This window comes from Streptomyces sp. HUAS CB01 (genome assembly GCF_030406905.1).
In the GTDB taxonomy this organism is placed as follows: domain Bacteria; phylum Actinomycetota; class Actinomycetes; order Streptomycetales; family Streptomycetaceae; genus Streptomyces; species Streptomyces chengbuensis.
The window spans coordinates 7,372,884-7,387,954 of sequence record NZ_CP129137.1 but is presented as its reverse complement, the minus strand read 5'-3'; the positions used below and the strand labels follow the sequence as shown (position 1 = coordinate 7,387,954).

11 protein-coding genes are annotated in these 15,071 nt (G+C 74.0%); 5 read left to right on the top strand and 6 right to left on the bottom strand.

Going from position 1 to position 15,071, the window contains the following annotated elements; all coding sequences use genetic code 11:
- Positions 1 to 5: 5 nt before the first annotated feature.
- From QRN89_RS32285 to QRN89_RS32270, 4 genes are read right to left on the bottom strand one after another with little or no spacing between them, the layout of a single operon-like run.
- A complete protein-coding gene (locus QRN89_RS32285; protein ID WP_290352948.1) occupies positions 6 to 2,150 on the bottom strand; it encodes a TOMM precursor leader peptide-binding protein in 2,145 nt (714 codons plus the stop codon).
- A complete protein-coding gene (locus QRN89_RS32280) occupies positions 2,140 to 4,632 on the bottom strand; it encodes a TOMM precursor leader peptide-binding protein (RefSeq protein ID WP_290352947.1) in 2,493 nt (830 codons plus the stop codon). Before QRN89_RS32280 ends, QRN89_RS32285 begins: the two co-directional genes overlap by 11 nt.
- Before the next feature lie 4 nt (positions 4,633 to 4,636).
- A complete protein-coding gene (locus tag QRN89_RS35890) occupies positions 4,637 to 7,090 on the bottom strand; it encodes an AfsR/SARP family transcriptional regulator (RefSeq protein ID WP_390702308.1) in 2,454 nt (817 codons plus the stop codon).
- 14 nt (positions 7,091 to 7,104) lie between these two features.
- Positions 7,105 to 7,437: a hypothetical protein gene (locus QRN89_RS32270; protein WP_290352946.1), complete on the bottom strand. Its 333-nt coding sequence runs from the start codon at positions 7,435 to 7,437 to the stop codon at positions 7,105 to 7,107.
- Positions 7,438 to 7,979: 542 nt separating this feature from the next.
- Between QRN89_RS32270 and QRN89_RS32265 the strand changes: the two genes are divergently transcribed.
- On the top strand, positions 7,980 to 8,636 hold the full coding sequence (locus tag QRN89_RS32265) for an FMN-dependent NADH-azoreductase (RefSeq protein WP_290352945.1): 657 nt from the start codon (positions 7,980 to 7,982) through the stop codon (positions 8,634 to 8,636).
- Between the two features lie 245 nt (positions 8,637 to 8,881).
- On the opposite strand, the gene QRN89_RS32260 is transcribed toward QRN89_RS32265, so the two are convergent.
- The gene (locus QRN89_RS32260; protein WP_290352944.1) at positions 8,882 to 9,358 is read right to left on the bottom strand and encodes a MarR family winged helix-turn-helix transcriptional regulator; all 477 of its coding nucleotides are present in this window, start codon (positions 9,356 to 9,358) and stop codon (positions 8,882 to 8,884) included.
- A 147-nt stretch (positions 9,359 to 9,505) separates the two neighbouring features.
- On the opposite strand from QRN89_RS32260, the gene QRN89_RS32255 reads away from it, so the two are divergent.
- The 4 genes from QRN89_RS32255 to QRN89_RS32240 all read left to right on the top strand — a co-directional run bounded on the left by QRN89_RS32255 (position 9,506) and on the right by QRN89_RS32240 (position 13,731).
- The gene (locus QRN89_RS32255) at positions 9,506 to 9,859 is read left to right on the top strand and encodes a DoxX family protein (protein WP_290352943.1); all 354 of its coding nucleotides are present in this window, start codon (positions 9,506 to 9,508) and stop codon (positions 9,857 to 9,859) included.
- Between the two features lie 157 nt (positions 9,860 to 10,016).
- Positions 10,017 to 10,535, top strand: coding sequence for a (2Fe-2S)-binding protein (locus QRN89_RS32250; RefSeq protein WP_290352942.1), 519 nt, complete (start codon positions 10,017 to 10,019; stop codon positions 10,533 to 10,535).
- Between the two features lie 2 nt (positions 10,536 to 10,537).
- Positions 10,538 to 11,527, top strand: coding sequence for an FAD binding domain-containing protein (locus QRN89_RS32245; RefSeq protein WP_290353945.1), 990 nt, complete (start codon positions 10,538 to 10,540; stop codon positions 11,525 to 11,527).
- The gene (locus QRN89_RS32240) at positions 11,524 to 13,731 is read left to right on the top strand and encodes a xanthine dehydrogenase family protein molybdopterin-binding subunit (protein WP_290352941.1); all 2,208 of its coding nucleotides are present in this window, start codon (positions 11,524 to 11,526) and stop codon (positions 13,729 to 13,731) included. Before QRN89_RS32245 ends, QRN89_RS32240 begins: the two co-directional genes overlap by 4 nt.
- A 291-nt stretch (positions 13,732 to 14,022) precedes the next feature.
- Here the strand turns inward: QRN89_RS32240 and QRN89_RS32235 are convergent, their stop codons facing one another.
- Positions 14,023 to 15,003 carry a helix-turn-helix transcriptional regulator gene (locus QRN89_RS32235; protein ID WP_290352940.1) on the bottom strand — a complete coding sequence of 327 codons (981 nt, stop codon included), beginning with the start codon at positions 15,001 to 15,003 and terminating at the stop codon, positions 14,023 to 14,025.
- Positions 15,004 to 15,071: the final 68 nt, after the last annotated feature.

Here is a 15,071-nt window from a genome sequence, read left to right as displayed (position 1 = left end):
CGCGGTCAGGGGAAGGGGTGCGGCGCGGGGTTGAGGTCGGCGGAGGTGAGGTCCCGCGTCCGCAGCCCGGCCTCCCGCAGTGCGGTGCGCAGCCGTGGCATGCCGAGGGCGCGTTGGCGGCTCCAGCCGAAGTCGATGGGCAGCAGACCGGGTACGAGCACGCTGACGGTGCGCAGTCCGAGCCGGCGCTGCTCGGGCATCGTCTGGTCCACGACGACCACGTCGAAGCCGGCCCCGGTGACGGCGTCGAGGCAGCGCACCAGGTCGTCGCGCAGGTCGTCGGAGACGGGCGGCACGGAGCCGTCGCCGTACAGTTCGGACATCGGGATCCGGGGCGGGCGCGGTTCGCCGGGCTCGCCGAGGAGGAAGTGGGCGTGGCGGCCCATCTCGGGGACGCCGTAGGCGAGCGGGTGGTCGTGGAGGGCGGTGACCTGGTGGAAGTCCTCGGCCATGGCGCGCAGCCGGGGTTCGTCGCGTTCGGTGCGGCCCTGGAGGTTGACGGCGTCGGTGGCGATCTCGCACAGCGCTCCGGCCAGCGCCGTCTCGGGATCGAGCCCGGCGCCCGCGCCGAAGCACATCCGGCCGGGTCCGCCGTCGTGGCGCACGGCGACGCCGGTGACGACGGGGACGGGGAAGGAGATGCGGGTGTCGAAGAACCGGGCCTCGTAGCCGTACATCTCCAGCCGCTCGACCATGTGGCGGGTGGCGGGCCGGGTGCTGGTGCGGGGGTCCAGTTCGGGGAGGCGTGCCCGCCCGTACCAGGTGACGAGGAAGGCGTCCCGTTCGACGATCTCCATGAGCCCGAAGTAGACGGCCTCCTCCAGACAGCCGCCGGACGCGCAGCCGTTGGAGCTCTCCTGGACGAAGCGGTTCTCCAGGCCCGGGGCGTGGTAGTAGGTCAGCACCTCGGGCACGAGGACGGGGCGTTCGTCGCGCAGCGACCACCCCCACACCCAGGGGATCTCCCGGTCGGAGGTGAAGGGCCTGACCCTCGGGTTGTCCCGGTGGAAGTCCTCGGAGTACAGCCCGCACACACGCGGGTCGACGGTGGGGACGCCGCGGGCCCGCAGCCCGTCGAGCGAGTCCGACACCCGGGCGCGCTTGGCACGCGGGCGCATGCCGGCGTAGCGCTCCAGCCCTTCGAGCACGCCGATGCGGACGCTGTGGCCGAAGCTGTCGGCGTGACCGCCCCAGAACGTCTCGCGGAGGTAGTCGCCGGACCGCATGGAGAAGCAGCCGATGGTGGCGGAGGTGGACGTGGACGACACGTCGTGGACGACGGAGGGCCCGAGCGCCCCGCACAGCGGGTTGGCGAACGGCTCGACGGCCAGGTCGTAGTCGCCGATGTCGCGGACCCGGAAGCTGCCCGGCCGGACCTTGGGCGCGGGGAGCAGGGTGAGCACGGCGGCCTCCGGCGTGTCCTCCTCCGGAACGGCGCAGCGTGGGCACTCCGGGTCGGGCACCAGCGGGTAGTGGCGGACCGTCAGGGAACGCAGGTCGACGAGGTGGACGGGTGGGAAGGCGCCGGTGCGGGGGCCCGCGCCGGTGACGAGGGCGGCGATCAGCGCGGCGAGCGCGTCCGCGGTGAACGGTGTGACGTGAGGAAGCCGGCCGGCGGACCGGGTCCCGGAGCCCAGCTCCAGCGCCTCCCGCAGCGCCACCGACCGCACGGCCTGCCAGCGCCGCTCCAGGCAGTGCGCGCACGGGCGGCTCTCCCCGTCGCGACCGGGGGTGAGAGGCCCGACGACCGCGTGGTGGCCGTAGAGCCGGACGGGCACGGGGTGTTCGGACGCGGACGCGCACGGGGTGTCCGCTCCGGCCGCCGCACCGGGGGTGCCCGGTCGTCCGGCCGCCGTACCGGGAGTCGCCGGTCCGGCCGCCGCACGGGGGGTGCCGGGTCGTCCGGCCGACGCACGGCGGGTGCCCGGTTCATCTGATGCGCCCGGTCCCGGGGCCGCGGCCGCGAAGGCGTCGCGTACGCCCAGGGCCGCGACGTCGAGCCGGGCGCGGATGCCGTGCCGGGTGAGCGCGGGACCGAGCAGGTACGCCAGTTCCGCGCAGGACCGGTCCCGGGCCGCGGTCCCGGTCGTCGCCGTGGCGGATCCCTTCGTCGCCGTGGCGGATCCCGTCGTCGTCGCGTCAGCGGGCATCGGTGCCGTTCCCCCGGCCGCTCCGAGTGAGCAGGACACGTGCGGTGGCGATGCCCCCGGCGGGCAGATCGGCCGGGGTCGTCGGCACGTACACCGCCTCCCGGCCGCTCCGGCGCAGCCGGTCGAGGACGGCGTCGAAGGAGGTGCCGGGCGCGTCGGCCGGTACGGGCCCGTCCGTGGCGGTGACGGTTCCCGCCGCCAGTTCGGGCACGAGCGGATCACCGGTGTCCACGGCGGACCCCGGATCGTCGGCGGTCAGCTGGACGACGCCCAGCAGGTCCCGCAGGGCGGCGCAGGCCGCCTCCCTGCGGGAGAGCGCGGCGGCGACCGCCCAGCGCGCCTCCGGCCCTCCTGACTCGCGGGCGAGCACGGCGGCGGCGCCCGTACGCGCGTCCTCGCCGAGGTCGAGCAGGTCCGCCTCGATCCCCAGGTTGACCGCGGACTTGAGCAGGAAGACGAGTTCGGGGTCGTCGTCGGGCGCGACCGGAGCCGTCCGCGTCTCTCCGCGCAGGGCGTGCAGCAGCGCGTCGTGGGCGAGGGCCGACAGCAGACCGCTTCCCGCGGCCTCTTCCTCGCTGCCGCCGGATCCCGCGCCGGCGGAGGTCGCGAGGACGATGCGCTCACGGTTGTACGAACCGAACGGCCGTACGGCCGCGGCCGGAACCTTCACGCGTTCCCCGGTGAGCAGCGACGTGGCCGCGACCCAGGCGGCGACATCGGCCGCCGTCGCGGCGCCCGCGCCGGTGGTGAGTGCGGCGGGCGCCACGGCGGGCAGGTCCGCCCCCGCGCCGGCCAGGACCCTTACCGGTACGACGTGTTCGACGTACGTCTCGGCCGCCCGGTGCAGCGCCCGCGTCCGGGCCCCTGCGAGATGGTGCACGTCGAAGGCGGCGATCGTCCGCCGCGCTCCGGGTGCGAGGGCCAGCTCGAGACGGGCGGCCTTCAGCGGGGTCTGGGTGAGCGTCTCGTCGTCGAAACGGACGAACACCCCGGCGAAGGCGCCGACGAGGGCGGTGCTGGTGCGGTTGAGCGCGTCGACGGTTTCCTCGGCGTCGCGCGCGGTCTCCACGCTCGCGGTGGTGGGGACGGCCGGCGGGCCGGGCAACCCTGCCCCGGCCTCCGCCCGGCCACCGGGGTTGGCTTCGAGGACGCGCTCCCCCGCTTTGCGAGTGCCCTCCCCACCGGCCCGGGTGCCGGCCCGTACGGACTCCGGGCCGCAGAGCGAGCAGCGGGGGTGGGGAAGCAGCGGCTCGGCGACGACGTCGAGGGACTGGAGGTTCTGCAGCAGTACCTGCCGGTCCGTCTCGGCTGGCAGGGCTCCGGTGGCGACGCGGAATATCTCGTAGGCGAGCAGATTGCCCGTCATGGCGGCGACGGGTCCGCCGAGTGGCCCCTCGCCCGCGGGACGGCCCGGTTCGGCGGCTGCGCCCGCCACCTCGCTCCACAGTGCGGCGGCCGCGCCGGCGTCGTGGTTGGCGCCGAGCCTGAGCAGGGCGCAGGACCAGCAGCCGGTGGAGCCGGCGGAGGCGAGCGGGCCGGTGACGGCCAGTTCGCCGAAGGTCCACGCGGGGATGAGGGTCTTGCCCTCGGGGACGCCCGCGGCGAGCAACCGGTGGACGCGGCGCGCGGCGCCGGCTCCGGTCACCACGACCGTGTCGTAGTCGGCGAGTTCCGGCCATTCGGTGTCGGCGGGGAGCCGGTCGGTCCGCACGGGACAGCCGTCGTCGGCGGCCTCGGCCGCTTCGGCGGTCACCTCGGGGAAGTCGGCGGCGAGGGCGATCCTGGCGCAGCCGTTGCGGACCAGGCTCAGGGCGCACCAGCGGGCCACCGCGTCGTCGCCGAGCACCGCGACGGCGGTGTCCCGGAAGCGGCGGAATCGCTCGGGCGCACGGTCGGTGTAGTGGTCGACGTACGCGATCTGCGTCGCGTACCGGCGGGCGGGCGCCTCGCCCGGACCGGTCGCCGGGTCGTCCTCGGTGGCCGGTACGTCGCGTGCGAAGTCACGCTCGTACAGGGTCCGTACGAGTTCGGCCGCCATCCCGCGCTGCGGTGCGCCGAAGCCGGAGCAGAGTTCGGCGAGGCTGTGCCGGCCGGTGAGGTGGGGGACCATCAGCGACGCGAAGCGGTACGCGGTGCGGCCGGTGAGATGGAAGCCCCCGTCGGCGTTGTGGAAGAGGACGCCGCCCGGGGTCTCGGTGAACAGCACGTCACGGCGGATCCGGGGACGCGTCGCTGCGAGGGTGTCGAACGACGTGCGGCCCGCGCCGGCGACTCCGGGAGCGCCGGCCGAGCCGGGGGCGCCCGCCGCGGACCCGGGCCCGGCTGCCTCGGGTGACCCCGGTCCGCCCGCCGCGGACCCGGACCCGGCTGCCTCGGGAGACCCCGGCCCGACCGGCGCGCCGGCGCTCTCCGCCCGGCCTTCGCGCTTCCTCGTGGGACCGGCTTCTCTCGCGTCGTCTGCTTCGATGACGTCGGTGGGCATGGCGTCACACCTTCTGTGGGGGACGGACGGATGGCGAGTCGTGGCCACGCGCGTAGAGGCGCAGGAGGTCGTGCATGCGGTACGGGCCGGGCGGGCCCTCTTCGAGCAGCCCGGCGTCCGCCAGTCGTTCGAGCAGGTCCTCGGTGTCGGGCAGGGGCAGGCCGAGCAGGGCGGCGCCCTCGGCGGCGTGCACTTCGCCGGACGTGTGCGCACCGATGCGCAGGAAGGCACGGGCCGCTCCCCCGTCGAGCCGGCCGAGCGCCGCGTCGAGCACCTGACGGAGGGACATGTGCGGCGAGCCGGGCAGGGAGAGGCGGGCCAGCGGGTCCTCGGCGAGCCACTCCGCGCAGTCGGCGAGCCGCAGTGCAGGGCGGGTGAGCAGACGTGCCGTCACGATCCTGAGGGCGAGCGGATGGTGGCAGCAGGCGTCGGCCAGCGCACGGGCGGCGTCGGGTTCCCCGGCGACCCGCTCGCCGCCGAGTGCGGCCGTCAGCAGCTCGTACGACTCGTCCTCGGCGAGCGGGCCGAGGCGCTGGACCCAGCCGCCGTGCGCGGCGATCAGCCCGGCGAGTCCCCTCCTGCTGGTGACGAGGGCGGAGACATCGGGACGCGTGTGCAGCAGGGGCAGCACCTGGTCGGCGTCGAGCACGTCGTCGAGGACGAGCAGGATCCGGCCCCGGGCGTGCGGAGGCCCCAGGGCGGCCGTCACCTCCGCGGCGACCTCGCCGGCGGTGAGCGGCACCCCGTCGGGGCGGACCATACGGAGGAGGTACCGGCCGCCGGGGAAGCCGTCTCCCGCGAGGTGGGCCGCGTGCCGGGCGAGCGCGGTCTTCCCCGTCCCGGGTGCTCCGGACACCACGACGGTCGCCGCGTCGTGTCCCTCGCGCCCGGTGAGGCGTCCGCTCAGCGCCGCGGTCTCGGCGCGCCGGCCTGTGAACGCCGGCACGGGCGGTACGGGGACGACGAGCACGGCACCGGCCTCGGCAACGGTGTGCCCCGAGGGCCCGGACGCACTCCGGGCGGAGGGGGGCCGACGCGTTCCGGCGCCTGCCGACGCCGTCATCGGGAGCGCGCCGCCCGGCGGCCCCGCGGCCACGGATCCTCCGTCGGGCGCGGCGTCCCCGGCGGGCGCGGGCATCCCGGCGGGCAAGGGCACCCCCGCACCGGCGGGCACCGCCCCGGGCAGGGACGTCCCCTCCGGGGGAAGGGTCCCGGCAGGCGCGGCGGCGGGGCCGCTCGCCGACCGGACGCGTGGTACGGCGGTGCCGATGGTCGTCGGATGCCCGGTACCGGGGCCGTCGGCGGACATGCCGGGGACTGCCGGGTCGAGCGGCGCACCCACGGGACACCGGCCCGTCTCGGCACCGCCCCGAGCGTCGCGGGCGGGATCCCGGACGGGGGCGGCGGCGAGGCCCTGGGACGGCACGGCGTCCGGGGGCAGCGTCCGGGAGAGCGGATGCCGTGGCGCGTCTCCCGGCCCGGGCGCCGGTGCCGCCACCGGGAACGCATCGGACACCGGGCGCCGGTCGCCGGCCCCGTCCGCGTCGGACATCGTCGCCCGGCGCGGGAGCGGCTCCACGAGGACGGCCGGCACCGGTGCCGCCGTCACGGTGGACGGAGGGAGCGCCGCGGCCGGCCGCGCGCCCCCCGGCCCTGCCGCGACCGGGAGCCGGGGCCGTGACGGCGCCCGGGTCGCCGGAGCGGGAACGGCTCGCCCGAGGTCGTCGCCCCGCAGGATGGCCAGTTCCAGTTCCCTCAGCGCGGGCGACGGGTCGACGCCCAGCTCGGCCCGGAGGTACGCCTTCACCCTGCGGTACTCGGCCAGCGCCTCCGTCTGCCGTCCGCTCCGGTACAGCGCCTCGATCAGCTGCTCGCGGAAGCGCTCGTGGCCCGGATGGGCGCGAGTGGCACCCCACAGGGCGACCAGTGCCTCACCGCAGCGCCCCAGGGCGAGTTGGAGGTCGCAGACCTTCTCGACGGTGCGCAGCCGCTCCTCCGCGAGCCGTGGCACCTCGTCGCGCCGCAGCACGTCGGAGCGCACGTTCGCGAGCAGCGGCCCCTGCCACAGCGACAGCGCGTCCTCCAGGGTGTGCAGTTCCAGCCCCGGGTCGTGGGCGTGGGCGGCGGCCAGACGCACCCGCTCCCGGAAGCCGATCAGGTCGAGGGAGTCAGGCCCCGCGGAGATGCGGTAGCCGCCGGGTACGGCCTCGATCGGCGCACCCGTCACCCCGTGCTTGACGAACAGCCGCCGCAGCCGCAGGACGCACGTCTGCAGGGCCGCTCGCGCGGTCGCGGGCTGCTCCTCGCCCCACATGGTCCGCTGGAGGTACTCGACGGAGACGACGGTGTTCGCGTGCAGGAGCAGGGAGGCGAGGAGGATGGTCGGTTTGGAGGGCGGGAGGACGACGGTGTCGGAACCGTCGGTGATGCTCAGCGGTCCGAGCAGCTGAAACCGCATCGCGGCGCGACCGCCTAGTCCCAGCCGTTGACGTGCTTGCAGAAGGCGAGGGCTTCCTCGGGGACGGCGCCGTGGCGGGCAGCGTGCTCGAGGTGGCGGCAGAAGATCTCGGCCGCCCGTTCGGCGGGGGTGAGGTCCTCGGGCAGATGTCCGAGCCCGGTCCCGTTGCGGACGGCGGCGGCAGTGGCGGCGGGGGATGGGGTCGCGGTCGCGGCGGGGACGCGCGAGGTGGCGGCGGCGGTCGGTGCGGCTGCGGCGGTGCCGGCTGTCGTGACGAGGGTGAGGGCCGCGAGACCGGCGACGAGGCCGGCCCGCGTGGCTCGGAGGGGTCTCTTCGCAAGTGACATCAGGTACACGTGTGCTCCCTGTTGTGGCTTACGGATGGGGGATGTTCGCCACGTGCGACCTTGCCAGTGCGGGGGCGCTTACAACGGGCGGAAGTCTGTCAGCTTGATGCAGGGGCCACGACAGCTTTGTGTCAACGCAGCAGGACGCGCGTAGTTGCGGTACGGCTCGGCCGACTCGGTCCACGACGGCGGGGGTTCGCGGAACGAGCGGGGAGCCGGCGGCACGGACGCGTCGCGTGGCCGGATCGGACGGATGGACGGACCCGGCTCACCTCCCGGGGCGTGGCCGGATCGCTCCACGCCGTCGGCCGTCCTCGATCCGCGGGCCCGCCGCCGCGCCCTCGTTCCGTACTCCGGACCGGACGCCCTGCCCTCGGAACGGCAGCCGATTCACTCCGAGAGAGACGATAGTCACACACCCAAAATCATTGATGCTCTTCAATCATCGGGTAATTTCAATCTCGCAGCGGCCGCCCGGCCCGAGGCCGAACACCCCGGCCGGCTGCGGCCTCAGACTCCGACCGAACGGAAACCGCACCACCATGGCTCACCTGCTGCACATCGACTCCTCCGCGGCTCCGGCCGGCTCCGTGTCCCGGGAGGTGGCCACGACCTTCCGCAACGCCTGGGAGCAGGAGCACGCATCGGGCACCGTGACCCATCTCGACCTGGCGACGCATCCGGTCCCCCATCTGACGCCGGCCGGCATCTCGGCCCGCGCGAAGACCGCGGGCGACATGTCCGCCGAGGAGGCCGCGGCCGCCGCGCTCCAGGACCGGCTCGTCTCCGAGCTCCGCGCCGCCGACGCGTACCTCTTCAGCGTGCCGATGTACAACTGGACCGTCCCCTCGCCGTTCAAGGCATGGCTGGACCAGATCCTGATCGCGGGACGCACCACGGCCTTCGGTGACGAGCCGGAGTCGGTGAAGGGCCGCCCGGCCACCGTGATCATCAGCGCGGGCGGGGGGTACGGGCCGGGCACTCCGCGCGAGGGCTGGGACTTCGCGACGCCCTATCTGCGGCAGGTGCTCGGTCAGGGACTCGGGCTGGACGTGCACACGATCCAGGTCGAGCTGACCATGGCGCACCACTCCCCCGCCATGGCCGACCTCAGGGAGCTGGCGGACACGAACCGGGCGAACGCGCACAGTGACGCCGAGAAGCGGGCGCGGCTCCTCGCACAGGAGATCGGTCGCTGACACCCCGCCCGGGGACCGCCGGAGGCCCCGAGACGGGCCCCGGGCACACACGCCTGCACCGGGCTCAGGGGTGTGACGGTGCAGGAGGCCGCACCCAAGGGACAGGGTGAGAGCGGCCGGCGGGCAGCGGCGGTCGCCGCGGCCCGCGGGGGCGGTGTCCACGAAAGCTCCGGGGAGCGTGGACACCGCCCTCTCGACCGCCCCCTGCCACAGGAGGCGGGGTCCGTGCGGACGCCGAGGGCCCGCTACTGCTCGGAGCAGACCTCGTCGTCCGGCGACGTGCGAACCCGGGCCAGCAGACCGCGGAGCGCCGCGACCTCCTCGGGCGTGAGATCGGCGAAGAGCCCCTGCTCGACCTCGGCCACGGCCTCCTGGGCCCTGGCGAGCTGACGACGACCGGCCTCGGTGATCGCCACGATGTGGCGGCGGCGGTCGGAGGGATCGCGACGGCGCTCCACGAGCCGGGCGGACTCCAGATCGTTGAGGATCGCCACCATGACGCTCGGGTCGACCGAGAGGGCCGCCGCCAGGGCCTGCTGGCTCATGAATCCCGACTTGCCCAGCAGCATCAGCGTCGTGCCCTGACGCGCGGCGAGCCCGCACGACTCGAAGGCATGGTGAACCCGGCTGTTCGCGATGGCGCCGTTCCGGGCCAACAGGAATCCCAGCCGGTCCAGCGGGTCGCTTTCGGTCACTTCAGCCATGGGCTCGTCCACTGCCATACCCCCACCCTATCAAGGAGATAACCATCACAGATCTCAGATCATTGAATAGTTTCCATTATTTGTATCGCTCAACAATGTTTCCATCGCGCTGCGGCATCCAGCCGCAGCACACGACACCCGACGACGACACACCCTGGAGCCTCAATGACCCTCACCACCGCCCTACTGTCCTGCGCGCTGGCCGCGTTCATGACCTTCGCCGGAGCACCCAAGCTCGCCGGCGGACCCAAGACGCGACTCATGGCCGAGCATCTGAGGGTGCCGCCGGAACTGCTCCGACTCATCGGCCTGGCCGAGGTCGCCGCCGCGATCGGGCTGATCGCCGGACTCGCCCTGTCCGGGCTGGGCATCGCGGCGGCCGGCGGCCTCGCCGTCCTCATGGCGGGCGGGGTCCTGGCGCACCTGCGCGTCAAGGACCCGTTCACCGCCGCCGTCCCGGCCCTCGCCTCGGCCGTCGTGGCGGCCGCCCTCGTGATCCTCCACCTCGCCGGCGAGTGATCACCCCGGCCGGACCCGGCCGGCGGCAAATGGGAGAAAACGCAACTTATGTGGCATAGGAAATGTTCCGGGAATAGCATCGGCCCATACGGCAATGTCAGGGGCTCCTCGTTCTCCAGACCAGGGGGCCGATTTCCTGCCCCGGAATCGAGGTGCCATGACCCAGCTCGACGCCGCGGGAACCACGTCCACCGGTGCCGCTCCCGAAGTTCCCCAGGTAGAGGTCACCCTCACCGTCAATGACACGGAACACCACCTGCGGTTGGACAGCCGCGTCACCCTCCTCGACGCACTGCGCGACCACCTCGGCCTGACAGGCGCGAAGAAGGGGTGCGACCAGGGAGCCTGCGGGGCCTGCACGGTGATGGCCGACGGCAAGCGGGTGGTGGCGTGCCTGGCGCTGGCCGCCCAGTACGAGGGACGCCGGATCACGACGATCGAGGGCCTCGCCCCGAACGGCGAACTGCACCCGATGCAGGCGGCGTTCGCCCGGCACGACGCCTTCCAGTGCGGGTACTGCACACCGGGCCAGATCATGTCGGCGGTGTCGCTCGTCGCCGAGGGCCGGGCCGGTTCCGACGAGGACGTCCGCGAGTTCATGAGCGGCAACATCTGCCGCTGCGGCGCGTACCCCAACATCCGCGCGGCGATCCGCGACGCGCTGGCGGAGGGGTGACGATGCATCCTTTCGCCTACGTGCGCGCGACCGACTCCGACCAGGCCGTGGCCACGGTCACCGACGACCCCGGCGCCTCCTATCTGGCGGGCGGGACCACGCAGTTGGACCTCATGAAGGACGGCGTGCTGGATCCGGACCGGCTCGTCGACATCACCCGGCTGCCGCTCGGCGGCATCTCCCACACCGACTCCGCGGTCCGCGTCGGGGCGCTGACGACCATGGAAGAGCTCGCCGCCGACCCGGTGGTGAGGGAGCGGCTGCCCTTCGTACGCGAGGCCCTTCTGCTCGGTGCGTCGACGCAGCTGCGCAACATGGCCACCATCGGCGGGAACCTGCTGCAACGCGCCCGGTGCCGGTACTTCAGGGACCCGACCGTGGCCGCCTGCAACAAGCGCAGTCCGGGCTCCGGGTGCGCCGCGATCGCCGGTGTCCAGCGCATGCACGCCATCCTCGGCACCAGCGACCACTGCATCGCCCTGCACGCCTCGGACGTGGCCGTTCCCCTGACGGCCCTCGACGCCGTGGTCCACATCCGGAGTGCGGACGGCACCCGTGCCGTACCCCTGACGCAGTTCTACCTGCCGCCCGGCGACACCCCGCACATCGAGAACGTGCTGAAGCACGGGGAGCTGATCACGGCGGTCGAGATCCCGCTGCTCCCCACGACGGCGCGGTCCCACTACATCAAGGTCCGCGACCGGGTCTCGTACGAGTTCGCGCTCACCTCGGCCGGCGTGGCGCTGGTCCAGGAGGACGGCGTCATCCGCGAGGCGCGCGTGGCGCTCGGCGGCGTCGGCACCGTTCCGTGGCGGGCGTGGGACGCCGAGGACGTGCTGCGCGACGCGCCCGCCGACCCCGGCACCTTCCTGGCCGCCGCCCGGGCCGCCCTCGGCGGCGCCCGCCCGCTGCCCGGCACCGCGTTCAAGGTCGAACTGGCCCAGCGCACGCTCATCCGCACCCTCGAGACAGTGGCAGGAGCCGAGTCATGACCACCCTCGAAGCCGCCAGGGCCGTGGGTCCGGGCCTGGACCGGGTCGACGCACCCATGAAGGTCACCGGCAAGGCCCCCTACCCCAACGACTTCACCTACCCGGGTCTCGTCCACGCCGCCCTGGTGCACAGCACCGTCGCCGCAGGACGCATCCGTGCGATCGACACCTCCGCCGCGGAGACCGCGCCCGGGGTCCAGGCCGTCATCACCCACCTCACCGCCCCCCGGCTGGAGCCCGGGCCGATGACGCTCCTCGGCGCCTCGCCGCCGACCCCGCTGCAGGACGACCGCATCCTCCACCACGGGCAGCACATCGCGATCGTGGTCGCCTCCAGTCCGGAACAGGCCCGGCACGCCGCGTCGCTGGTGCGCGCCGACTACGAGCGGACCGAGCCGCTGCTCGACGTCCACGACCCCCGGGCGCCCGTCGTCGAGAACCCCTGGGGGCTGGACTCCGACCGGGGGGACGTCGAGGCCGGGTTCGCCGCCGCGGACGTCGTCGTCGGCGGCACCTTCACCACACCGGACAACACCAACAACCCGCTGGGCCTGATGTCGACCGTCGCCTCGTGGAACGGCGACTCGCTCACCGTCCACGACTCCACCCAGTGGCCCCACAACGTCCGGGCCACACTCGCCGCGGTCTTCAAGGTCCCCGAGAGCGGGATCCGCGTCCTCGCCCCCTACGTCGGGGGCGGATTCGGGGCCGGACTCCGCGTGTGGCCCCATGTGATCCTCACCGTGCTCGCCGCGCGCCAGGTCGGCAAGCCCGTGAAACTCGTGCTCACCAGGCCCGAGATGTTCACGTCCGTCGGCCACCGGCCCGACAGCGTCCAGCAGATCAGGATCGGCGCGACCCGCGCCGGGGACCTGACGGCCATCACGCACGAGGGCCTTTCGTCGGTCGCCATGGAGGACGACGACTACGAGCCCGTGTCCGCCTGCTCGGCAGTCTCCTACGCCTGCCCGAACGTCAGGACGCAGGACCGGCAGGTACGGCTGAACATCCCGTGCCCCGGCTCGATGCGGGCGCCCGCGGAGGGCCAGGGCAACTTCGCCCTGGAGTCGGCCCTCGACGAGCTAGCCCACGAACTCGGCATGGACCCGGTGGAGTTGCGTCTGCGCAACTACTGCGAGGAGCACCCGCTGCTCGGACTTCCCTGGTCGAGCAAGGCCCTGCGGGACTGCTACCTCCAGGGGGCCGAGCGGTTCGGCTGGTCCCGCCGCGACCCGAGGCCGGGCTCGATGCGGGACGGCCGCTGGCTCGTCGGGTACGGGATGGCCGGCGTCTCCTACCCGCATTACCAGGTCCCGTGCCAGGCCCGGGCGTCCGTCCACCGCGACGGGTCCGCCGATGTGCGCAGCGCAGCGACCGACATCGGTACCGGCACGTACACGATCATGACGCAGCTCTCCGCCGAGCTGCTGGGCCTGGACGTCTCCCGGGTGCACTTCGACCTGGGCGACTCCGACATGCCCTACGCCCCGCAGGCGGGCGGGTCCGGCCTCACCAGCGCCCTGGGCAACGCGGTCGGGGCCGCCTGCCGCAACCTCCTGGGGGAGTTCCTCGACGTGGTGAAGGACGACGCCGACTCGTCGCTGCGCGGGGCGACCCCGGACGGGGTGTCCGTCAGCGACGGGCGCATCCACCTCACCGGGGCCCCGGGCCGGGGCGAGTCGTACACCGACATCCTCATCCGCCACGGCCTGGAGGAGCTGAGCGCCGACGGCCGGAGCACGCCTCCCCAGCCGGACGGGGCGGGCATGGCGACCGCCGGAGCGTTCGGGGCGAAGTTCGTCGAGGTGCGCATCGACCCCGACCTGGGGCTGCTGCGGGTGGCGCGGGTCGTCTCGGCCATCGACGGCGGGCGCATCCTCAACGAGAAGACCGCCACGAGCCAGATCGTCGGCGGCACCGTCGGCGGTATCGGCCAGGCGATGTTCGAGGAGACCGCGACAGACCCCGGGACCGGGCGCATCGCCAACGCCACGTTCGGCGACTACCTGGTGGCCGTCAACGCCGATGTCCCCGACATGGAAGTGATCTTCGTCGGCGGTCCCGACCGGGCGACGCCCATCGGCACCAAGGGCGTCGGCGAGGTCGGACTGGTCGGCGTCGCGGCGGCCGTCGCCAACGCCGTGCACCACGCGACGGGGCGCCGCATCCGCTCCCTGCCGATCACCATCGACCAACTGCTCTGAGCGGTCCGGGCGGTCCACCCACCGGCGCACAGGCGAGCGTCGGGCCCGGCGGGCGGAACCGCCGGGCCCGAGCACCCGGCGTCTCGGCGCCGGTCGATGTCGTTGCGTCCCCGACGCGTAGCCCTGGCCGGACGCGCGTGCCGGGTGCGGCGGCCGGACTCGACGGTTGCCCCGAGCGTCTCGGGTCCGGCGGGTGTGCGTCTCGGGAGCGGGGGGTGTGCGTCTCGGGAGCGGGGGGTGTGCGTCTCGGGAGCGGCCGAGAGCGCCATCGGACCGGACCGGCTCCCGGTCTCAGCCTCCCGGCCGGCGGCGCGGCTCGTCGGGCGTGCCCGGGCGCGAGCGGTCCGGGCCGGCGGGCCGTGGCGCATCCGCGGCCTCTCCGTCGCCGCCTGCCGGACCGGCCGGCGAGTCCGCGGGCGTGGCGCTCCAGCTGGACAGGATGCGCAGCCTCTCCTCGGACGGGGAGCCCTCCGCCGCGGTGTAGACGGTCAGGTACACCTCGGAGTCGGCGGCCGGGTGCAGCGTCTCGTACGCGAGCGTCATCTCGCCCACGGCCGGGTGCCGGAAGCGCTTGGACCCGTACGTGTGCTGGAAGACGCGGTAGTTGGCCCAGTAGCGGGCGAACTCGTCCGAACGGGTGCTCAGTTCGCCGACCAGTGCGGAGAGCGCCGGATCACGGGTGTCGCGCCCCGCGGTCACCCGCAGGATCGCCACCGTCTGCTCCGCGATCTCCTCCCAGTCCGGGTAGACCTCCCGGGCCTTCGGGTCGAGGAACATCCAGCGCGCCAGGTTGCGCTCGGCGACCGGCAGGGCGTCGAAGTCGTCCAGGAGCACCCGGCCCATTCTGTTGATCGCCACGACCTCCAGACGGGGGCCGTGCAGCACGGCCGGCGTCGGGTCCAGCGACCGCAGCAGGGCGTGGAGCCCCGGCCTCGCCCTGAGTCGGCCCGCCGCGGCGGCGGGCGGCGGGGAGGAGGGCCCGGACGTCCGGCCCGTCGTCCGTACCAGGTCGAACAGATGGCGCCGTTCCAGGTCGTCGAGCCTCAGGGCCGCGGCGACGGCGTCGAGCACCTGGTCGGAGACATTGCGGGCGCGCCCCTGTTCGAGGCGCGTGTAGTAGTCCACGCTCACCCCGGCGAGGACGGCGATCTCCTCGCGGCGCAGCCCGGCGACCCGCCGACCGTCCGTGTGCCACGGCAGACCCACGTCCGGCGGGGTCAGTCGTGCCCGCCGTGACGTGAGGAAGTCCCGCAGTTCGGTGTGGTCGGCCATACCCCGAGTATTCGCCCGCGCTCCCGGGGGTGCCAGGCCGAAGGGGGGTCTGCCGGAACCAGGAACGT